Below are 21550 nucleotides of genomic sequence, written 5' to 3' on the forward strand. Positions count from 1 at the left end.
GCGGATCAGAAGACTTCGGCGACTCGGTGACTCGGCGAACCACCGTGGATCAGAGGGCTTCGTACGGACGGGCGGCGGGGACAGGGACCTGATGCGCGGGACGCAACAGCGCGACCACTTCGTCCCCGGTCACCACCACCACGGCACACACGGCGCCGATCAGCCAGGCCGCGAACCAGCCCTGCCAGGACAGGGATCCGGCGCCCGGTACCCCCGGCACGGCCAACGCGACGGCGGCGAGCAGCAGGGCGTTGCGGACGAGTTGGGCCGGCCCCGGTGCGTGATCGCCGGACGCCCCGAAGCAGCGGCACGCGACCGCGGTGCCGTCTCGCACAGCGCGGACGACGCTGTACGTGAAGCCGGTCAGCAGGACCGCTGCCACCCACAGGCCCGCGCCGCCCCACCCCGGCATGAGGAGCAACAGCGCGGTCGCTCCCTCCAGGGCGATGATCCCGGCCGCCACCCAGGTCGCCCAGGGGCGGGACACGCGCCCCAGTGCCACGACGGCGTCCGTGAACCCCGCGAACGACGCCCGGCCGTGCGCCTTGCTCGCACAGGCGATCGCGAAGACCAGCGCGAGCAGGGCCTGGCATGTCACCGAAAGGAAGGTCACGGATGCTCCTCGCGAGGGAAGACCGGAGATCAGAGGTCGGAGACGGGAGATCGGCGGCCGGGCCCCGCCCCCCACCAGAGGCCCGGCCGCCTGGGACAGGACCGGCCTTACGACGTGCAGCCGCACCGCACGAACTCGCGGCGGTTCAGATCGCACGACCAGACACGCTGCGTGTACTGGTTGTGGGAAGAACAGGGCTGGTTGCGGATGCAGCGGTACCACCACTCGCACGCCCCGGCGGTCTCCCGCGGCAGCAGGCGCTCCAGCATCCGGTCGGCGAGAGTGCGAATCGACTTCATCGGGCGATGTCCTTTCGTCAGGTGATCCCCGTGATGCTCGGGGCGGTTGATCCGGCCGGTCGGGCTCGGACGGGCTCGACCGGGCAGGGAACCCAGCCTGGGCGGACGGGCATTCCGCGCACCAGGGACTTCGGCTGTCCCGGACGCGGCGGCGCTGTCCGGGCTGGTAGCGGCGCTGTCCGGGTCCTGTCCGGTCCCGTCGCGGCGGTGTCCGGAACACCGGAGCGATGGGACGTGGATTGGCAGAATTCCGGATTGTCCGGTGCCAGAGGCACGACGAGGATGGCCGGGCATGGGGAGACAGCGTCCGTTGCCGCACGAGGCGCGCAGCGCCGCGGAGTTCGTGGCCTGCCTGCGACGGCTCAAGGAACAGGCCGGCCTGACCTACCGGCAGTTGGAAGCGAACGCGGAACGGCGCGGTGATGTGCTCGCGCGGAGCACCGCGGCCGACGCGCTGCGCCGGGACTCGCTACCGCGTGCCGAGGTGGTCGTCGCGTTCGTCCGGGCGTGCGGAGGAAACGAGGATCCCGCCGTCTGGCTGGAGGCCAGAGACCGGCTGGCCGTCGCCGAGCCGTCGGGAGCGGACGACGCGGCCACGCCCGTGGACGACCGGTCGACGCTCGCGCACGATGAACAGACACCCGGGCAGGACAGCCCGACGCACACGGACGGTCACCCGGCACACGCCGCCGACGCCCCGACCCCCGGTCCGACACCCGCCTCGACGACGGAACACCCCACCGGCCCCCAGGCCGTGCGTGCGGTCGCCACCCCCGTCGCCGTCCTTATCAAGAACCGACGAGCCCTGGCCGCCTCCGTCGTCGCCGCGCTCCTGCTCGCCGCCGCAGGAGCCTGGGCGCTGCTGCCCGGCGAGAGGAGCGACCGGGGCACGGGAACGCGCGCGGCCGGTGCCGGACCACGCCTGGACCCTTCCGCGGTCCCCTCCTCGACCACCGACGTCGAAGGCCCGCCACCGGGACCATCCCGGATCCGCCCGGCCCTGGCCCCCAAGCTGTGCGTCACCGAAGGCCACGACCGCAAGGGGCGCTACCGGAGCCAGGTCGCCGTCCAACGCCCCTGTGCCGACGCCACACCACCCGACCTGTCACTGGTGTCGGTCGGCAAGACGGGCTCGTACTACATCCAGTGGCGCCACCCGGTGTACGGCGACGGCTGTCTCACCGCGCTGGGCAGCGGCCATGTCGTCGAGGGACTGCTCGAACCCTGGCCCTGGGAGAGCTGCTCGGCGGACCGCACCAGTCAGCATTTCTTCCTCGACCCCGCCGGAGGCTCCGAGGCCGACGGCTATCGGATCCACGTCGTGCAGAACGGGATGTGCCTCGGGATCAACGGCGCCGACGACCGTGCGGCGGGCGCCGAGATCGCCCAGCAGCGGTGCACGGGGGCTCGGGACCAGGAGTTCTTGGTGGACGCCGTCGAATGACACCACCCGTCAAGCCGTGACCGCGGGCGTCCCCTCGGCTGTCTCCTCCAGCGGGAAGTGGCATGCCGCACCGTGGAGGGGCGCACCCGGCGGAGGTTCGGGTACGGCTTCCGCGCACAGGTCCCGCACTCGAGGGCACCGGGTCCGGAACCGGCAACCGGACGGCGGGTCGGCAGGAGACGGGATCTCGCCGGTGAGCACGATGCGTTCCCGACGGCGATCGCCGCTGGCCACAGGCGTAGGGGCCGCCGACAGCAGCGCCTCCGTGTACGGGTGGCGCGGCCGCTCGTAGACCTCCTCCGTCGGGCCCGTCTCCACGATCCTGCCGAGGTACATCACGGCGACCCGGTCGGCGAGGTGCCGCACCACGGACAGGTCGTGCGAGATGAACACGTACGACAGCCCCAGCTCGTCCCGCAGGTCGCACAGGAGGTTGAGCACCTGCGCCTGGACCGACAGGTCCAGCGCGGAGACGGGTTCGTCGCAGACGATCACTTCGGGTTCCAGCGCCAGGGCCCGGGCGATGCCGATCCGCTGCCGCTGACCGCCGGAGAACTCGTGCGGGTGGCGGGCCGCGTCCGACGCGCGCAGGCCGACCATCTCCAGCAGCTCGGCGACGCGCGCCGCCCGCCGCGAACGGGGGACGAGGGCGCGATGGGTCAGCCAGGGCTCCCCGATGAGGTCCGCCGCGCTGAGGCGGGGGTTGAGCGAACCGAACGGATCCTGGAAGACCATCTGCACCTTCCGCCGCCAGGCGAGCAGTTCCGCACCCGACAGCGCGAACGGGTCGACGCCCCCGTACCGCACGGTGCCCGCGTCGGGACGCTCCAGCCGCAGGAGGAGTCTGGCCAGCGTGGACTTGCCGCAACCGGACTCGCCGACGAGGCCCAGGGTCTCCCCGCGCCCGAGGGCCAGGTCCACCCCGTCCAGGGCCCGTAGCCGGGTGCCGCCGCGCACGGTCCGCCGGACGGTGAAGCTCTTGGCCAGACCGGCGGCCTCCAGCAGGGTCCCGCGTTCAGGCATCGGCCAGTTCCTTCCCGAAGTGGCAGGCGGCGGCCCGGCCGGCTGCGGTGCCGGTCAGCGCCGGACGGTGGGTCACGCACCGCTCCCGGGCCAGGGGACAGCGCGTACGGAAGGCACAGCCGGCCGGCACCGCGGCCGGGTCCGGCGGGCTCCCGGGAATCGACGTCAGGCGGGATCCCCGGTGCTGCTCGGCCGGAACCGAATCCAACAGGCCCCGGGTGTAGGGGTGGTGGGGTCGGCCGAACACCTCGGCCACCGGCCCGGTCTCCACCACCGTTCCGGCGTACATGACGGCGACCCGGTCCGCGTGCTCGGCGGCGAGCCCGAGGTCGTGTGTGATGAGGACGAGCGCCGTCCGTTGCTCGCCCCGCAACTCGCCGAGCAGGTCCATGATCTGCGCCTGCACGGTCACGTCCAGGGCCGTCGTGGGCTCGTCGGCGATCAGGACCTTCGGCCGCAGGGCGACCGCCGTCGCGATCAGCAGGCGCTGCCGCATGCCTCCCGAGAACTGGTGCGGATAGGCGTCCGCCCGGGAGCGGGCCTCCGGGATTCCGACGCGTTCCATCAGTTCCACCGCCCTGGCCCGCGCCGCGCGCCGGGACAAGCCCTCGTGGATGCGGAACGGCTCGGCCAGCTGAACTCCGACCGTGTGGACGGGGTTGAGGGCACTGAGCGCGTCCTGGAAGACCATGGCCAGGCCCGGGCCGGCCAGCCGGCGCCTGGCCCGTGCTCCGAGCCCGAGCAGATCCTCGCCGTCGAGCCTGACCTGCCCGCCCACCACCTCGGCGACCGGGTCGAGCAGACCGGCGACGGCGTGTGCGGTCATGCTCTTGCCACACCCCGACTCGCCCAGCAGCGCCAGCGTCTCGCCCGACCGCACGGCGAAGCTCACGCCGCGGACGACATGCACCGGCCCGGCCGCGGTGTGCACGTCGACCGACAGGTCGTCCACGACCAGGACGCCGCCCGGAGACAAGCCCTCGGAGCGGTCGCTGTCCACCGGGGCGGCCGTGCCCGTGGAGGGGTCGGCGGGCACCGCACCGCTCACACCCGCCGCACGGTCGCCGACACCGGCCGCGCTCCCCGTCACCGAACCCTTGCCGTCCCCGCTCGCCGTACGCGGCCCCCGGGAACGCCGCCGGAGTCCCTGCCGCCACCGCTGCCCCGGATCCGTCGTCAGCCTGGCCCAGGAGGCGAGAACAGTGGCCGACACGGTCGTGACGACGATCGCGAGCCCCGGAAAGAGCGCGATCCACCACGCGCTCTGCAACTCCTGCCGCCCCTGGGCGACCATCAACCCCCAGCTCACGTCCGGCGGTTGGATGCCGATGCCCAGAAAGCTCAGTGAGGACTCGGCCAGCATCACGAAGCAGAAGTCGAGCGCGGCGACGGTGAGCAGCGTGGGCAGCACGCTCGGCGCGACATGACGTCGGATGGCCGCCCAGCTGCCCGTGCCGAATGTCCGGGCCGCGTCCATGAACAGCCGGCTGCGCAACTCCGCGGCCTCGGCCCGGGCGGTGCGCAGATACACGGGGATCCGGGCGACGGCCAGCACCAGCACGATGCTCGCGGCACTCGGCGAGAACACGTACAGCACGACCACGGCCAGCAGCAGCGAGGGGAAGCTGAGGATGACGTCGGCCACCCGCAGCGACACGCTCTCGCGCCAACCGCCGTGATAGCCCGCCCACATGCCCCACACCGAGCCGATGACCAGTGAGCACAGCACCGCGGGCACGGCCACGGCCAGGGTCGTCCCGGCCGCGGCCAGCAGCCGCGCGGCGACGGGTCGGCCGAGGGAGTCGCTGCCGAGGACGAAGGCCCAGCCGTGGTCGAGGCTGAAGGGCGGCCGGCCCGGGGCACGGAGGTTCTGGCGCGTCGCCAGGTCCCCGGCCAGGAGCGGCCCCAGTACGGCGCTCAGCGCGACCAGGAGCAGGAGCAGGGCCGCCGCGCAGGCGAACCGGTCCCGGAGCAGCAGGGCGAACCACCGTCGCCGTACGGTCGTGGCGTCCGTCTGGGATGTGGCCTTCTGAAGCATGTCCCGTCCTTGGCTCATGCCGCCGCCCGCTGCCGTACCCGCGGGTCGAGGAGCGCGTGGCAGAGGTCGACCAGGATGTTGAGGGCGAAGATCGCCAGGGCGGTCAGGAGCACGGCCGCCTGAAGCACCGCGAAGTCGCGCTGCAGCACCGAGTCGATCATGAGCTTGCCGATGCCGGGCCAGCCGAAGATCGTCTCGACGACGACCGCCCCGTTGACCAGCCCCACGGCCAGATCGCCCGCGACGGTCAGTGCCGGTGCGGCGGCGTTGCGCAGAGCGTGCCCGAAGACCACCCGGAGTTCGGAGGCCCCCTTGCCGCGCGCCACCTTCACATACGGGGCGGACAGCGCCGAGACCATGGCGCCGCGCACCACCTGGACCAGCACGCCGAACGGGCGGATGAACAGCGTGGCCACGGGCAGCACCCACGCCGCCGCGCCGCTCGTGCCGGAGGTGGGCAGCCAGCCCAGGGTGACCGCGAAGACCAGCACCCCCATGATGGCGATCCAGAAGTCGGGCACGCTGGCGGCCGTGGAGGACAGGAAGCTCGCGATCCGGTCGGTCGCCGAGTTCGGGCGGTAGGCCGCCAGACTGCCGATGACCACCGCGCCCACGATGGCGAGCAGCATCGTCCAGCCGGCCAGCTGGAGTGTCGCGGGGAAGGCCCGCAGGACGGCCTCGCCCGCCGGCTGGGCGGTGCGCAGCGACTCGCCGAAGTCGAGGTGGGCGACCTGGGCGAGATAGTCGCCGAACTGGGTGATCAGCGGGTCGTCCAGGCCGTTGCGGGCGGCGAACTCGGCCCGCATCTCGGGCGTCGCGCTCAGCGGCAGATACAGGTTGGCGGGGTCCCCGGTGAGGCGGGCCAGGAAGAAGACTCCGAGGACCACCACGAGCAGCGGGACGACACTGGAGACCGCGCGGCGGCGCAGCAAGGTCAGCACGTGAGGTCCTCCCTCAGTCCGCGCGGCGCATGTCGGCGAGCCGCATCTCGTCGTTGGTGGCCGAGTCGGGCCGGTAGCGGACCTTGGGGGAGAGGGCCAGCAGTCCGGTCATGTTGGCCATGACGGCGTCCCGGACGACCTCGTCGTTCTGATGGGTGAACGCGTCCGCGAACGCCTTCTGCCGTTTCCCGCCCGAGGCGAGCTGCGCCTCCTCGATGAGCGTGTCGAGCGCCTCGGTGCCGTAGCTGCTCTGGGCGCCCTCACTGCCGTAGATCTGCCCCATCGTGAAGGCGGCGTCGCCCGCCTGGTTGCCGTGCTGGGCCTGGAGCAGGGTGGGTCCGGTGTCGCCGGCGGGGAAGGGACGCAGCAGGTACTCCAGCCAGGCGTTGACGTCGAGCATCTTGATCCTGACCTTCAGCCCGGCCTTGATCAGCCCGTCCTGGACGACCTCCATCGCCTCGGCGGCCTTCGGGTAGATGCCGTTGCGGCCGATGAGGGTGAGGGTGGCGTCGGTGCGGACTCCGTCGGCGCGGGCCTCGGCGACGAGTCGTCGGGCCCGTTCCGGGTCGTACGGCCATGGCTTGATGCCCGGGTTGTAGCCGGTGACGCCCTTCGACACGAGCTGCCCGGTCGGCCGGCCCGCGAAGACAGCGGTGACCAGGCCCTCACGGTCGATCGCGTAGTTGACGGCCTGTCGGATCCGGATGTCGTCCAGGGGCGGCTCGGTGGCGTCCATCCGCAGGTACGACACCTCGTTGGTGGCGAACTCGACCGCGCGGTCACCGGCCCCGTCCTCGGGGGCGAGCCCGATCGCGACATCCGCCTCGTTGTTGGTCACCATGGCCGCGCGCACACTGCCCTCGGCGCGCCAGACGTAGGTGGCCGCGGCGAACTCGGGAGCCTTCCCCCAGTAGCCGGGGAAGCGTTTCAGCCGCAGGTGACGGCCCTGGTTCCAGTCGTCGATGCGGTAGGGCCCCGTGCCGACCGGCTCGCGCACCCGGGAGTCGGGGTCGGTGCTCGTCGGCACGATCTCGACGAAGGACAGGCGCAGCGGCAGGATCGGGTCGGGTTTCGAAGTGGTGACCCGTAGCGTGGTGTCGTCGACGGGTGTGGCGGTCAGCTCGCTGTCCGCGAAGATGTAGCCGTCGACGTTGCAGTCGATGCCGGAATCCGTGGCGCGCTGGATGGAGAACGCGGCGGCGGCCGCCGTGAAGGGCGTCCCGTCGTGGAAGGTGACACCCTTGCGGAGGGTGAAGGTCCACGAAGTGGCCGCATCCCGGGTCCACTTGGTGGCGAGGGCGGGTTCCAGGCGTCCGGTGGACGGTTCGCGCTCGGTGAGCGCCTCCGTGATGTTGGCCCGGGTGGCCCGGCCCGTCGCGGTCAGCGAGGCGTCACAGGGTTCGAGAGTCGGCGGTTCCTCGGGCAGGACGATGCGCAGGGTTCCCGGACCGCCGCCGATGGGGTCGGCACCGGCCACCGAGCAGCCGGAGACGGCGAGCAGGGCGGCGAGGGAGGCGGCGATCGGACGACTGCGGGTGGTGCATAAACCGGTCACTGCGCCTCCGTACTCGCTCGCGTACACAACAGAGAACGTCGTTTAGATATGTGGACGGCGTATGGATGGTCATTATTGGGGTGGCGAGGCGGAACGCGTCAAGGGGTGTGCGTCGGTTCCCAACTCGCCCCACCTCTTGACGTGTTGATTGCCGTCCTAAAACATTCGGGAAACTCGATTGGTTCTGCGCGGTTCTGTTCACTCCCGAAGGGAATCCATGTCCAGCAGACATCGCCTCGCCCCGGCCCTGGCGGTCGCCGTCCCGCTCGTCCTCGGCGCGGGACTCGTGACCGCGCCTCCCGCCGCTGCCGCCGAACCGCCCGGCAGCGCGGTCACGGTACGGATCGACCCGTCCTACCGGCAGCAGGAGTTCGAAGGGTGGGGGACGAGCCTCGTCTGGTTCGCCAACATCACGGGCCGCTACCCGGAACCCATCCGCCAGAAGCTCGCCGACATGCTGTTCGGCGAGGACGGCCTCCGCCTCAACATCGCGCGCTACAACATCGGCGGTGGCAACGCGCCCGACGTCCGCAAGGACTACATGAAGACCGGCGCGACGATGGACGGCTTCTGGAAGGCCCCGGCGGGCACCACCAGGGAGGACACCGACTGGTGGAACCCCGACGACCCCGACCACTGGGACTGGTCCGCCGACCCCGGGCAGCGCTGGTGGGTGGACCGGGTCAAGAACAAGGTGACCAAGTGGGAGGCATTCAGCAACTCGCCGCCCTGGTTCCAGACCGTCAGCGGCTACGTCTCGGGCGGCTTCGACGCCAACACCGACCAGATACGACCGGATCGCGTCGACGACTTCGCCGCCTACCTGGTCAAGGTGACGGAGCGACTGGAGAAGAAGCACCGCATCAAGTTCGACACCCTCGCCCCGCTCAACGAGCCCAACACCAACTACTGGGGCACCCAGATCGGCCCCGACGGACAACCCACCGGCGGCCGCCAGGAGGGCGCCCACGCCGGCCCGGAACTCCAGCAGAAGGTCGTCCTGGCGGTGCGCCGCGCCCTCGACAAGGCGCAGACCCGCGCCACCGTCTCCGCCATGGACGAGACCAATCCGAGCACCTTCGTCCGCAACTGGAACGCCTACGACAGCTCCGCCCGGGCGGCCGTCGACCAGCTCAACGTGCACACCTACGGCACCGGCATGCGCACCAGCGCCCGCGACAGCGCCAAGGCCGCCGACCGGCCGTTCTGGATGAGCGAGGTGGAGGGCACCTGGGGGACCGGCACCGACTTCACCGGCATGGAACCGGGGCTCGGCATCGCCACCCGGGTCGTCGAGGACATCCGCGAACTGGAGCCGTCCGCCTGGGTGTTGTGGCAGCCCGTGGAGGACTCCATCCCCCAGGCACAGGCGGGCAAGAACTGGGGCAGCATCCACATCCCGTTCAACTGCACGGCGCAGGACACCCTGGAGCGCTGCCCGATCCGGGCCAACACCAAGTTCCACACCCTGCGCAACTTCACCCACCACATCCGCCCCGGCGACCACTTCGTGAAGGCCGACGACCCCTCCAGCGTCGCCGCCGTACGCAAGTCCGGCCGCGGAGCGACCGTCGTGCACGTCAACAGTGGAACGGCCCCGCGCGCCGTGACCCTGGACCTCTCGCGCTTCGGACGCGTCGCACCCGGCGCCAAGGTGACGCCCGTCGTGACCAGCGCCGACGGCGCCCTGGTCCGCGGCACACCGGTGAAGGTGAAGGACGATGCCGCCACGCTGACCGTCCCCGCGAAGTCGGTCACGAGCTTCCTCGTCGATGGTGTCTCGGGTACCGACAAGGACGCCGCACTCGTCCAGCCCGGCCACGTCTACCGCCTCGCGGGAGCCCAGAGCGGCAAGTCCCTGGCCCCGTCCGCCGAAGGCAACGGCGTCGTCGTCCGTACGCCCGACCCGGCCGCCAAGTCCCAGCTGTGGTCCGTGAAGCAGCTGACCAGGGGCGACGGCAATCGTGAGCGTTACGCCCTCGTCAACGCCGCCACGGGCACGCGACTCGCCGTGCGCGACAACGAGGCGGTGCTGGAGGAGAGCGACACCCCGGCCGCGCAGTGGATCATGTCGACCACCGGGGACGGCACCTGGACCTTCGTCAACGCCGCCACGGGCCGACTGCTCGACGTCGTCGGTCAGTCGACGGCGGACGGCGCCCGCGTATCGGCCTTCCTCCCGACCTCCAACGCCAACCAGCGATGGGCAGTCACCGATGAGACGGTGCTCCATACCCAGCAGGCCAAGGCGTTCACCGTCCCCGGCCGTACGCCCGAACTGCCCGGGACCGTGACACCCGTCTACCGGGACGGTGCCCGGGGATCGCTCCCCGTGCGGTGGACGCTGCCCTCCGAGTCACGGTGGGGCAAGCCCGGAACCGTCCGGGTCAAGGGCCGGGCGACCGACGCGCTCGGCCGGACCGTCCGGGCCGAAGCGGTCGTCACCGTGGACACCATCGCCTCGACGCTCCCGGCCCGCGCCAAGACCTACACCGGCGGACGCCCCGACCTGCCCAGCACGGTCACCGGCGTCGGACGGCACGGCGGAACGGCCGACCTCCCGGTCATCTGGGACGCCGCACCCGACGGCGCGTTCGACGACGCCGGGGTGGTCACCCTGCGCGGCACCGCCCAGGTCCCCGGCGGAACGACGGCAGCGGCGGCCGTACGCGTCCAGGTCACCGCACCCCGGGACACGAACTCCGCGCTCGACGAGGGCGTGACGGCCGGCGCGACGTACACCGAGAGCGGCTACTCCGCCGAGGGCCTGCGCAACGGGAACACGTCCGAGAAGGCCTGGTCGAACTGGAGGTCAGGCACGAAGAACCCGTCCGACGCCATCACCTTCACCCTGCCCGAGGCGCGCGATCTGACCCGGGTCGTCACCCACTTCCACCGCGACGGCGGCAACCTCAGCTTCGCGCAGTCCCTCAAGGTGCAGGTGCGCGGGGCCGACGGCACCTGGACCGACGCGAGCGACGAGGCCGCCGTAGGCACCGAGGGCACACCTGTGGTCGACGTCCCGGTGCGCGCCACCGGCCCGGTGACCGGGGTACGCGTGGTCATGACGGCCCGCCCGGGCGGCTACATCACCCTCGGAGAGATCGAGCTGCGCGCCAAGGCGCCGGGGACCTCCTCGGACGCCGGGGCCGCCGCGATCGAGGTCGACGGTGTGCCGGTCGGCGGCTTCGACCCGGACCGGACGACCTACCGCGTGACCTCCGACCGCCCGGACCGGGCGAGCATCACCGCGACGTCCCGTGACCCGTACGCGACCGTGACCGTCCGCAAGGAGGCGTCACGGGCAGCTGTCGTGACCGTGAGCAGCGAGGACGGCTCGGGGACCCGGCAGTACCGGATCGAGCTGACCCGCTCCTGACACACGACGACGCGGGGCGTGCCGTCCTGGCACGCCCCGCGTCGAAGAACCCTTCAGGCCGGGGATCAGACCGCCGGAGCCGGGTACGTCGGGTACTCCACGCCGGACACGTGCTGCACGACACGGATCACCTGGCACGAGTAGCCGAACTCGTTGTCGTACCAGAGGTAGAGGATCGCGTTGTCGCCCTCGACCTTGGTGGCGCCGGCGTCGACGATCGAGGCGTGACGCGAGCCGATGAAGTCGCTGGAGACCGCGTCCGGGGCGCTGATGAAGTCGATCTGGCGCTTCAGCGGCGAGGTCAGGGAGACGTCACGGAGGTAGTCGAGCACCTCCTCGCGGGTGGTCTCCCGCGCGAGCTGCAGATTGAGGATCGCGATGGAGACGTCCGGCACCGGCACCCGGATGGAGCTGCCGGTGATCTTCGCCTTCAGCTCGGGCAGCGCCTTGGAGACGGCGGAGGCGGCACCGGTCTCGGTGATGACCATGTTGAGCGGCGCGCTGCGGCCCCGGCGCTCGGACTTGTGGTAGTTGTCCAGCAGGTTCTGGTCGTTGGTGAACGAGTGGACGGTCTCCACGTGGCCCCGCTGGACCCCGAACTCGTCGTCCATCGCCTTCAGCGGCGGCACCAGCGCGTTCGTGGTGCACGACGCGCAGGACAGGATCTGCTCGTCCGGCTTGATCGTGTCGTGGTTGACGCCGTGGACGATGTTCGGGACGTCGCCCTTGCCGGGCGCGGTCAGCACGACCTTGTCGATGCCCGGGCGCAGGTGCTCCGACAGGCCCTCGCGGTCGCGCCACTTGCCGGTGTTGTCGATGAGGATGGCGTCCTTGATGCCGTACGCCGTGTAGTCGACCTCGGACGGGTCGTTCGCGTAGATGACCTTGATCTCGTTGCCGTTGGCGACGATCGTGCTGTTCGCCTCGTCGACGGTGATCGTGCCCTGGAACTGGCCGTGGATCGAGTCGCGGCGCAGCAGCGAGGCGCGCTTGACGATGTCCTGGTCGCCTCCACCGCGGACGACGATGGCCCGCAGGCGCAGACCGTTGCCCGAGCCGGACTTCTCGATGAGCAGCCGAGCCACGAGCCGGCCGATGCGGCCGAACCCGTAGAGGACGACGTCACGGCCCTCGCGGCGCTCGATCTTGTTGGCCCCGGTGGCACCGGCGACGGCCTCGGCGGTGAACTCGGCGATCGACAGGCCGCGGTCGTCCTCGCGGTACGTCGCGGCGAGCATGCCGATGTCGATCTGCGACGGACCGAGGTCCAGCGCGGCGAGAGTCTGCAGGAACGGCAGCGTCTCGGTGACGGAGAGCTCCGCGCCGGCGATCTGCCGGGCGAACCGGTGGGTCTTGAGGATGCTGACCACCGACTTGTTCACCAGGGAGCGGCTGTGCAGCAGGATCGTCACGTCCCGCTCCCGGTGCAGCTTCCCGATGATCGGGATCATCGACTCCGCGATCTCCTCGCGGTTCTTCCAGTTGGTGAACGAGTCGTCGTTGACAGTCACAGATCCATCTTTCGAGCTAGGCGGCGCTCATATGTTAAACCGTCGATTTCCCGATCATGAACGGGGTACCTCCGGAACCTCCCGCGAGCCCCGGACGGCGTGGCCTGAGACGATCGAAACGGAGCTTCCGCGCGAAAGGGACGCTCATGGAGTACGACGCCGTGGCCGACGAGCTGTACGCCCTGCGGCCGGAGGAGTTCACCGCGGCCCGCGCCTCGGCCGTCGCCGCCGCCCGTACCGCCGGTGACCGGGACCTCGCCGAGCGGATCGGCGCGTTGCGCAAGCCCAGCCTCGCCGCCTGGGTCGGCAACCTCCTGGTCCGCGGCCTCCCCGGCGAGGTCGAGCCCCTGCTCCGCCTGGGGGAGGGGCTGCGGCAGGCCCACCGCGACCTGGACGGCACACAGCTGCGCGAGCTGAGCCGGCAGCAGCACGCGATCGTCCGCGCCCTGTCCGCCCAGGCCCGGCAGCTCGCCGCGGAGGCCGGTCACCCGGTCGGCGAGGGCGTGCTGCGCGAGGTCGAGAACACCCTGCACGCCGTTCTGGCCGACCCCGAAGCCGCCCAGGCCTGGGCGAGCGGCCGGCTGGTCAAGCCGCTCAGTGCCACCGTCGGCTTTCCGGCCGTGGGGGAGCGTGCTGTCACGCAGGACGCCGGGGCCCGGCGTCGCCCAGCCGCCCCTTCCCGCCCGGACCGCAAGGCGGACGGGACGCGGCGGCTGGCCGAGGCCCGGCGGGACGCCGAGACCGCCGAGCGGGAACGGCGGGCGCTGCGGGACGAGGCGGCGGCCGCAGGCCGGGCCGCGGACGAGGCGACAGCGCAGGTGGACCGCCTGCAGCGGCGAGTCGACGAACTCACCGAGGAACTGGAACGCGCCAGGAGTGAGCATGAGCAGGCCCGCTTCGCTCAGCGGTCGGCCAGGGAACGAGTGCGCACGGCCGACCGCCGCGTCCGCGAAGCCGATCGCAAGGCCGCGACGGCCGCCGCCAAGCTCGAACGCCTGAGCTCCACGAACGCCTGACTTCCACGAACGCCTGACCCTCCGTCAGAGGGAAAGAGCGCCGGTGAGGAGGGCGCCGGCGGTCATCACGAGCGTGGTGGCGAAGGCCCAGCGGAAGATGAAGCGCTGGTGCTCGCCGAGCTGGACGCCGCTCATGCCGACCAGGATGAAGGTGGAGGCGGTGAGCGGGCTGAGCGGGAATCCCGTCGTCATCTGGCCGAGGATGGCGGCCCGGGCGACCTCCGCCGGGTCGGTGCCGAAGCCGTGCGCCGTCTCGGCGAGGACGGGCAGAACCCCGAGGTAGTAGGCGTCCGGGGTGAAGACCAGACTCAGCGGCATGCCCGTGACGGCCACCAGCACCGGCAGATGGCCGCCCAGGGAGCCCGGGATCACGGACACGAGCGCCTCGGCCATCGCGTCGATCATCCCGGTCCCGGTCAGGACACCGGTGAGCACTCCGGCCGCGAAGATCATCGTGGTGACGAGGACGACGTTCTTCGCGTGCTTGTCGAGCAGCGCCTGCTGCTGTTCCCACGTGGGGTGGTTGACCAGGAGGGCCACCGCGAACCCGAGGACGAACAGCACCGGCAGCGGCATGACCTCCAGGATCAGGGAGACGACGAGGACGACGGTCAGCAGCAGATTGAAGACGGTCAGCCAGAGCCGCGGCGGTTCCGCCACCCGGACCGCGCCGGGGCCGTCGCCGGTCGCGGTCGCGGTCGTGGGAACCGGCTCGTCGGCGACGGCCTCCCGGCCCGGCACCGCGAGCGCGCCCAGGCGCTTCCGCTCCCGGCGGCCGATCAGCCAGGCCGCCACCAGGACCCACGCGATGCCGAAGCCCATCGCGGGCAGCACCGGCGTGAAGACGTCCGAACTCTCCAGCTTCAGCGCCGCCATGGCACGCACCGTCGGCCCGCCCCAGGGAACCATGTTCATCACGCCCGCACCCAGGCAGACGACCCCGGACAGCACCAGCGGACTCATGCCCAGCTTCCGGTAGACGGGCAGCAGCGCCGAGACGGTGATGAGGAACGTCGAAGCCCCGTCGCCGTCCAGGGCCACGCACAGCGTCAGGACGGCCGTGGCGACGGTGATGCGCAGCGGATCGCCCTGCGCCATCCGCAGCAGACCGCGGATCAGCGGATCGAACAGGCCCGCGTCCACCATGAGGCTGAAGTACAGAACAGCGAAAGCGATCATGATGCCGGTGGGCGCCACCTTCGACAGCCCGTCGAGCACCATCCCGCCCAGCTCACCCGCGAAGCCGCCCGCCAGCGCCGCCAGCACCGGGAGCACCACCAGCGCGACCAGGACCGAGACGCGTCTGGTCATGGTGAGCACCAGGAACAGGGCGATCGTGGCGAAGCCCAGGGCTGCCTGCATGGTGACGCTCGCTTTCTCGGGTCGCGGTCCCCGGCGGTTCTCGGTGGCGAAGAGCGGGGCGTACGGGGATAGCCGAGAGTGTCCGAGCGCCGGAAGATCCATGTCCAGCATCAAACCGGGATCTGTTCATGCGATCCACGCATCAATCGCCCCGCGCTGACGTACGCTTCCCGGCCATGGAAGCCACCTTGCGCCAGCTCTCGGCGTACGCGGCCGTCGCCCGGGCGACGAGTTTCACCGCGGCCGCCGCCCGGTTGGGCGTCGCGCAGTCGTCCCTCAGCCGCGCGGTCGCCGACCTGGAACGGCAGGTCGGAGCCCAACTCCTCGAACGCGACACCCGCAACGTGCAGTTGACCGCCGCAGGTACGGAAGCGCTGCGGATCGCCGAGCAGATCCTCAGCGCCCACCGGGCCGGGATGAAGGAGCTGGACCGCTTCCTGCTCGGCGAGTCCGGCACCGTCGCCGTCGCCACCCTGCCCTCCGTCGCCGCGGTGCTGCTCCCGCAGGTCATCTCCGGCTTCCGGCAGGACCGGCCGCGGGTGTCCGTACGCCTGCTGGACGGTCTGGAACGCGCGGTGCTGAACCGCGTCCTGTCCGGCGACGCGGACTTCGCGATCACCACCGTCGGGGTGCCCCCGGAGCGGCTGGAACACCGCCCCCTGGTCCGGGACCGCTTCGTCGCCGTCCTGCGCGAGGACCACCCGCTCGCCGCGCACGACGAGGTCGGCTGGGCGGACCTGGCTCGCGAACCGTTCCTGGCCGTCGGACGCGACTCGAGCGTGCGCCGGCTGACCGATGCCGCGTTCGGCCAGGTCGACGCGCACGCCGTGCCCGCGGCGGAGGCCGGCAGCGTCGCCACCGTGGGCGGGCTCGTGGCCGCCGGCCTAGGCGTGAGCGCGCTGCCCGCCCTGGTCCTGCCCCTGCTGGGCACCGGGCCCTTCGTCTTCCGGCCGCTCGTCCACCCCGTGGTCGACCGCCGCCTGGACATCGCCCTGCGGGCCCGGCGCACCCTCCCGCGCGTCACCGAGCGCTTCCTGGAGACGCTCGAGGACTTCCGCGCCCAGGGCAGGGAACTGCCGCCCGGGGTGTCCTGGGCCTGAGCCGTCCCGGACCCCATTCATGCGGCTTCCGCATTGATTGATGGCGTTCTTTTGCTGGACAGGCATTTCCGCGTCTCGGCAGTCTGAAGAACCAGCAGCTGAGCCGAGGGGACGCATCCGTGTCGGACAAGGACAAGCCGAACGCCACCGGGCAGGGACAGTTGCGCGGGCTGAAGGTGGTCGAGTTCGCCCATGTGGTGGCCGGCCCGCTCGCGGGCTCGATGCTCGCCGACCAGGGCGCGGACGTCGTGCACGTCGAACCCCCGGGCGCCGGCGACGCCGCCCGGGCGATGGGGCCCCGGCGCGACGGCGTTCCCCTGTGGTTCAAGGTCGCCGGTCGCAACAAACGCTCCGTCACCCTCGACCTGCACCACGAGGCCGCCCGTGCGGTCGCCCACCGCCTCGTCGCCTGGGCGGACGTCGTCATCGTCACCCTGCGTGCCGGGCGGCTGCGCAGCTGGGGTCTCGACTGGGAGGCCGTGCACCGGATCAACCCCCGGGCGGTCCTGCTGCAGATCTCCGGCTTCGGCGCCACCTCCAGCCAGGCCGACGCCCCCGGCTTCGGCAAGATGGGCGAGGCCCGCAGCGGCGTCGTACACCTGACCGGTTCCCCCGACGGCCCGCCCGTCCACACCGGCTTCTCGCACGGCGACGCCGTGACCGGCCTGATGGGCGCCTACGCCGTCCTCGCCGCCCTCCACCGGCGTGATCACGACCCCGGCTTCGACGGCGAGTGGATCGACCTCGCCCTGTTCGAGCCCCTCTTCCGGCTCGTCGAGTGGCAGGTCATCGTCCACGACCAGCTGGGCACGGTGCCGCAGCGCTCCGGCAACCAGCTGGCGGTCGCCCCCGCCGCCGTGATCAACACCTACCGCTCCCGCGACGAGCAGTGGATCACCGTCACGTCAGCGACCCTGCGCTCGGTACGCAACGTGGCCCGGCTGCTGGGCCTGCCGGAGGAGGAGTTCGCCACGTCGGAGCAACAGCACGCACGGCGCGGGGAGCTGGACGACGGTCTGCGGGCCTGGGTGGCGGAGCGCTCCGAGGCCGAGTGCCTGGAGGCGTTCGCCCGCGCCGAGGTCGTGGCCTCCCGGGTGTTCGACGCGGCCGACATCGCCGCCGACCCCGTCTACGCCGAGCGCGACGACATCGTCACCGTCGACGACCCCGACCTGGGCGAGGTGCGTATGCAGGCGGTCATCCCGCACTTCCGGCAACGCCCCGGCCGCGTCTGGCGCACCGGCCCCGCACTCGGCCAGGACAACGACCTCGTGTACCGGGACTGGCTCGGACTCAGCGACGAGGAACTCGCGGCCCTGGAGAAGAACGATGCCGTCTGACCCCGCAACACATGCGAGCGGCGAGGCGCGCGCCACGGCACCCCTGCATGCGACGACACCCCTGCGCGCCACGACCCCTCTGCGCTCCCTCCTCTTCGTCCCCGGTCATCGCACCGACTGGCTCCCCAAGGCCCGCGCGGCCGGTGCCGACGCCGTCATCCTCGACCTGGAGGACGCGGTGCCCGCGCCCGACAAGCCACTCGCCCGCGCCCGGGTCACCGAGGCCTTGGCGGAGGCCGCCGCGCAACCGGTCGGCGCCATGCCCCTGTTCGTCCGGATCAACCCGCTCGACGACTGGACCGCCGCCGAGGAACTGCGTGCCGTCGTACGCCCCGGAACGGCCGGGATCGTCCTGCCGAAAGTGCGCACCGCCGCCGACATACGCCTCGCCGACCGCCTGATCACCTGGTGCGAACAGGAACACGGCCTCCCCGTCGGCACGACGGCCCTCGTCCCCCTGCTGGAGTCGGCCCGCGCGCTCCACGACGCCTACGACATCGCCGCCGCGGCCCGCCGGGTCGCACACGCCGGCGCGCTGACCGCACCCGGAGGCGACGTGGAGCGCGCCGTCGGCTACCGCTGGAGCCCCGAGGGCACCGAGACACTGGCGTTGCGCTCCCGCGTCCTGCTCGATGTCCGCGCCGCCGGAGCGCCGTACCCCGTGACCGGACTGTGGACGCACATCGCGGACCTCACGGGCCTGCGCGCCTTCGCGGAGCAGAACCGTGCCCTCGGTTACGACGGCATGATGGCCATCCACCCGACCCACGTCTCGGTGATCAACGAGGTCTTCGCCCCCACCCCCGAAGAACTCGACCGCTGTGCCCGCCTCATCGCCGCCGTGGAGTCCGCCCAGCGCACCGGCACCGGCGCGCTCACCTTCGAGGGCCAGATGGTCGACGAGGCCATGGCGGCGACGGCGCGAGCGGTGCTGACACGCCACGCACACAGCTGACATCCGCCGACAGAACCTCACGGCACAATCACTGTGACGGAGTTCACAACCCTGCGATGAGGCCCGCCACACAAGGCCTCACGAAGACGACACCAAAATTGAACCGTTCGTTTTCTTGAACCGCTCGTGTTTGTGCCGTTAGGTTGTCCGGCATGACCGCATCCGGGAACCCGACCACCGCCGAAGAGCTCCGCGGTGCCGGCCTGCGGGTGACGGCCGCCCGCGTCGCGCTGCTCGAGACCGTGCGGGACGGTGAACACCTCGGCGCCGAGGTCATCGCCTCCGAGGTCCGCGGCCGCGTCGGCCACATCTCCGTCCAAGCCGTGTACGAGGGACTCCACGCACTCACCGCGGCCGGACTCATACGTCGCCTCGACCCGCCGAACAGCCCGGCCCTCTACGAGGGACGGGTCGGCGACAACCACCACCACCTCGTCTGCCGCTCGTGCGGGGCCGTCGCTGACGTCGACTGCGCGGTCGGCCACGCCCCTTGTCTGACCGCGTCCGACGACCGCGGCTTCGCCGTCGACGAGGCCGAGGTCATCTACTGGGGCCTGTGCCCCGCCTGTTCCACCGCACGCAGTTCCTGAGCAATGTGATCCACCCGAGCACCGTGATCCACCCCCTCCGGAAGGATTTCCATGACTGAGAACCACGACGCGATCGTCACCGAACCGAAGTCGGAGGAGACGGGAGGCGGCTGCCCGGTCGCGCACGGTCGCGCCCTCCACCCGACCCAGGGCGGTGGCAACCGCCAGTGGTGGCCCGAGCGGCTCAACCTGAAGATCCTTGCCAAGAACCCCGAGGTGGCCAACCCGCTCGGTGGGGACTTCGATTACGCCGAGGCCTTCAAGAACCTCGACCTGGACGCCGTCAAACGGGACATCGCCGAGGTGCTGACCACCTCGCAGGACTGGTGGCCCGCCGACTTCGGCAACTACGGCCCGCTGATGATCCGTATGGCCTGGCACAGCGCCGGCACCTACCGCATCAGCGACGGCCGCGGCGGCGCCGGCGCCGGCCAGCAGCGCTTCGCCCCGCTCAACAGCTGGCCGGACAACGGCAACCTCGACAAGGCCCGCCGTCTGCTGTGGCCGGTCAAGAAGAAGTACGGCCAGTCCATCTCCTGGGCCGACCTCCTGATCCTCACCGGCAACGTCGCCCTGGAGCAGATGGGCTTCGAGACCTTCGGCTTCGCCGGTGGCCGCGCCGACGTCTGGGAGGCCGAGGAGGACGTCTACTGGGGCCCCGAGACCACCTGGCTCGACGACAAGCGCTACACCGGCGACCGCGAGCTGGAGAACCCGCTCGGCGCCGTCCAGATGGGCCTCATCTACGTCAACCCGGAGGGCCCGAACGGCAACCCGGACCCGATCGCCGCGGCCCGCGACATCCGTGAGACGTTCGGCCGCATGGCGATGAACGACGAGGAGACCGTCGCCCTCATCGCCGGTGGCCACACCTTCGGCAAGACCCACGGTGCCGGTCCCGCCGACAACGTCGGCGCCGACCCCGAGGCCGCCTCCATGGAGGAGCAGGGTCTCGGCTGGCGCAGCACCTACGGCACGGGCAAGGGCGGGGACGCCATCACCTCCGGCCTGGAGGTCACCTGGACCACCACGCCCACCCAGTGGAGCAATGGGTTCTTCAAGAACCTCTTCGAGTTCGAGTACGAGCTCGAGCAGAGCCCGGCCGGCGCCAACCAGTGGGTCGCCAAGGACGCCCCGGAGATCGTCCCGGACGCCCACGACTCGTCGAAGAAGCACCGCCCGAAGATGCTCACCACCGACCTGTCGCTGCGCTTCGACCCGATCTACGAGCCCATCTCCCGCCGGTTCTACGAGAACCCGCAGGAGTTCGCGGACGCCTTCGCCCGCGCCTGGTTCAAGCTGACTCACCGTGACATGGGCCCGAAGTCCCTGTACCTCGGCCCGGAGGTCCCGGAGGAGACGCTGATCTGGCAGGACCCGCTGCCCGAGGCCGAGGGCGAGACCATCGGCGCCGAGGACATCGAGACCCTCAAGACCAAGCTCCTCGAGTCGGGCCTGTCCGTCTCGCAGCTGGTGTCCACCGCATGGGCCTCGGCGTCCACCTTCCGCGGCAGCGACAAGCGCGGCGGTGCCAACGGCGCCCGCATCCGCCTGCAGCCGCAGCGCGGCTGGGAGGTCAACGAGCCCGACGAGCTCGCCCAGGTCCTGCGCGTCCTGGAAGGCATCCAGGAGGAGTTCAACTCCGGCGCCGGTGCCAAGAAGGTCTCCCTCGCCGACCTGATCGTCCTCGGTGGCTCCGCCGCGGTCGAGAAGGCCGCCAAGGAAGCCGGCTTCCAGGTGCAGGTTCCCTTCGCCGCGGGCCGTGTGGACGCGACGGAGGAGCACACCGACGCCGAGTCCTTCGAGGCGCTCGAGCCGACCGCCGACGGGTTCCGCAACTACCACGGCAAGGGCAACCGCCTGCCGGCCGAGTTCCTCCTGCTGGACCGGGCGAACCTGCTCACCCTGAGCGCGCCCGAGACGACCGTCCTGGTCGGCGGCCTGCGTGTCCTGGGCGCCGGCTACCAGCAGTCCCCGCTCGGTGCCTTCACCAAGACGCCCGGTTCGCTGACCAACGACTTCTTCGTCAACCTGCTCGACCTGGGCACCACGTGGAAGTCGACGTCCGAGGACCAGACCACGTTCGAGGGCCGCGACGCCGACACCGGCGAGGTCAAGTGGGCCGGCACCCGCGCCGACCTGGTCTTCGGCTCGAACTCCGAGCTGCGCGCGCTCGCCGAGGTCTACGCGAGCGACGACGCGAAGGAGAAGTTCGTGAACGACTTCGTCGCCGCGTGGGTCAAGGTCATGAACCTGGACCGGTTCGACCTGGTCTGATCACCCCCGCCTGACAGAACGCCCCGGGCCGGTCGGCCCAGGAGACCCGCCGCATCCTCGACCGCCTCTACGGCTACGAGGTCTCGCCGGTCCTGTGGAAGAAGGTC

At 71.3% G+C, this 21550-nt stretch carries 16 protein-coding genes; 8 read left to right on the forward strand and 8 right to left on the reverse strand.

The genetic code is table 11. From position 1 onward, the window contains the following. Positions 1 to 49 precede the first annotated feature (49 nt). Both ACFT4A_RS38050 and ACFT4A_RS38055 read right to left on the reverse strand, forming a co-directional pair. Positions 50 to 613, reverse strand: coding sequence for a MauE/DoxX family redox-associated membrane protein (locus ACFT4A_RS38050; RefSeq protein ID WP_382839987.1), 564 nt, complete (start codon positions 611 to 613; stop codon positions 50 to 52). A 107-nt stretch (positions 614 to 720) separates the two neighbouring features. Continuing rightward, positions 721 to 912 (reverse strand): hypothetical protein, encoded by a 192-nt coding sequence (locus ACFT4A_RS38055; RefSeq protein ID WP_382839989.1) that lies wholly within the window; start codon positions 910 to 912, stop codon positions 721 to 723. Positions 913 to 1204: 292 nt separating this feature from the next. Between ACFT4A_RS38055 and ACFT4A_RS38060 the strand changes: the two genes are divergently transcribed. Continuing rightward, positions 1205 to 2356, forward strand: a complete 1152-nt coding sequence (locus ACFT4A_RS38060; RefSeq protein WP_382839991.1) for an XRE family transcriptional regulator — start codon at positions 1205 to 1207, stop codon at positions 2354 to 2356. Between the two features lie 9 nt (positions 2357 to 2365). Here ACFT4A_RS38060 and ACFT4A_RS38065 read toward each other — a convergent pair whose 3' ends face one another. Genes ACFT4A_RS38065 through ACFT4A_RS38080 form a run of 4 tightly spaced genes read right to left on the reverse strand, consistent with a single transcriptional unit; the run spans position 2366 to position 7913 of the window. Next, a complete protein-coding gene (locus ACFT4A_RS38065; RefSeq protein ID WP_382839993.1) occupies positions 2366 to 3379 on the reverse strand; it encodes an ABC transporter ATP-binding protein in 1014 nt (337 codons plus the stop codon). Further along, on the reverse strand, positions 3372 to 5417 hold the full coding sequence (locus ACFT4A_RS38070; RefSeq protein ID WP_382839995.1) for a dipeptide/oligopeptide/nickel ABC transporter permease/ATP-binding protein: 2046 nt from the start codon (positions 5415 to 5417) through the stop codon (positions 3372 to 3374). Before ACFT4A_RS38070 ends, ACFT4A_RS38065 begins: the two co-directional genes overlap by 8 nt. A 14-nt stretch (positions 5418 to 5431) precedes the next feature. After that, entirely contained in the window at positions 5432 to 6358 is a 927-nt protein-coding gene (locus ACFT4A_RS38075) for an ABC transporter permease (RefSeq protein ID WP_382839998.1), read from the reverse strand. 13 nt (positions 6359 to 6371) lie between these two features. Beyond that, on the reverse strand, positions 6372 to 7913 hold the full coding sequence (locus ACFT4A_RS38080) for an ABC transporter substrate-binding protein (RefSeq protein WP_382840000.1): 1542 nt from the start codon (positions 7911 to 7913) through the stop codon (positions 6372 to 6374). A gap of 217 nt (positions 7914 to 8130) precedes the next feature. On the opposite strand from ACFT4A_RS38080, the gene ACFT4A_RS38085 reads away from it, so the two are divergent. Beyond that, on the forward strand, positions 8131 to 11292 hold the full coding sequence (locus ACFT4A_RS38085; RefSeq protein WP_382840002.1) for an RICIN domain-containing protein: 3162 nt from the start codon (positions 8131 to 8133) through the stop codon (positions 11290 to 11292). Between the two features lie 65 nt (positions 11293 to 11357). Here the strand turns inward: ACFT4A_RS38085 and ACFT4A_RS38090 are convergent, their stop codons facing one another. Then, positions 11358 to 12803 (reverse strand): glyceraldehyde-3-phosphate dehydrogenase, encoded by a 1446-nt coding sequence (locus ACFT4A_RS38090; RefSeq protein WP_382840004.1) that lies wholly within the window; start codon positions 12801 to 12803, stop codon positions 11358 to 11360. Between the two features lie 146 nt (positions 12804 to 12949). Here ACFT4A_RS38090 and ACFT4A_RS38095 point away from each other — a divergent pair, with 146 nt between their 5' ends. Further along, positions 12950 to 13819, forward strand: a complete 870-nt coding sequence (locus tag ACFT4A_RS38095; protein WP_382840006.1) for a hypothetical protein — start codon at positions 12950 to 12952, stop codon at positions 13817 to 13819. A gap of 24 nt (positions 13820 to 13843) precedes the next feature. On the opposite strand, the gene ACFT4A_RS38100 is transcribed toward ACFT4A_RS38095, so the two are convergent. Then, complete coding sequence (locus ACFT4A_RS38100; protein WP_382840008.1) at positions 13844 to 15181, reverse strand: CitMHS family transporter; 1338 nt, start codon at positions 15179 to 15181, stop codon at positions 13844 to 13846. Positions 15182 to 15357: 176 nt separating this feature from the next. Here ACFT4A_RS38100 and ACFT4A_RS38105 point away from each other — a divergent pair, with 176 nt between their 5' ends. The 5 genes from ACFT4A_RS38105 (at position 15358) to katG (ending at position 21443) form a co-directional block, all read left to right on the forward strand. Then, on the forward strand, positions 15358 to 16281 hold the full coding sequence (locus ACFT4A_RS38105; RefSeq protein WP_382840010.1) for a LysR substrate-binding domain-containing protein: 924 nt from the start codon (positions 15358 to 15360) through the stop codon (positions 16279 to 16281). A 119-nt stretch (positions 16282 to 16400) separates the two neighbouring features. Beyond that, complete coding sequence (locus tag ACFT4A_RS38110; RefSeq protein ID WP_382840012.1) at positions 16401 to 17621, forward strand: CaiB/BaiF CoA transferase family protein; 1221 nt, start codon at positions 16401 to 16403, stop codon at positions 17619 to 17621. After that, entirely contained in the window at positions 17611 to 18576 is a 966-nt protein-coding gene (locus ACFT4A_RS38115) for an HpcH/HpaI aldolase/citrate lyase family protein (protein ID WP_382840015.1), read from the forward strand. The genes ACFT4A_RS38110 and ACFT4A_RS38115 overlap by 11 nt, the downstream gene beginning before the upstream one ends. A gap of 152 nt (positions 18577 to 18728) precedes the next feature. Beyond that, positions 18729 to 19166, forward strand: coding sequence for a Fur family transcriptional regulator (locus ACFT4A_RS38120; protein WP_382840018.1), 438 nt, complete (start codon positions 18729 to 18731; stop codon positions 19164 to 19166). A gap of 51 nt (positions 19167 to 19217) precedes the next feature. Continuing rightward, entirely contained in the window at positions 19218 to 21443 is a 2226-nt protein-coding gene (gene katG / locus ACFT4A_RS38125; protein WP_382840021.1) for a catalase/peroxidase HPI, read from the forward strand. The last annotated feature ends 107 nt before the right edge of the window (positions 21444 to 21550 follow it).

The sequence above is a fragment of the Streptomyces sp. NPDC057099 genome, from assembly GCF_042671245.1.
Taxonomy (GTDB): domain Bacteria; phylum Actinomycetota; class Actinomycetes; order Streptomycetales; family Streptomycetaceae; genus Streptomyces; species Streptomyces purpurascens.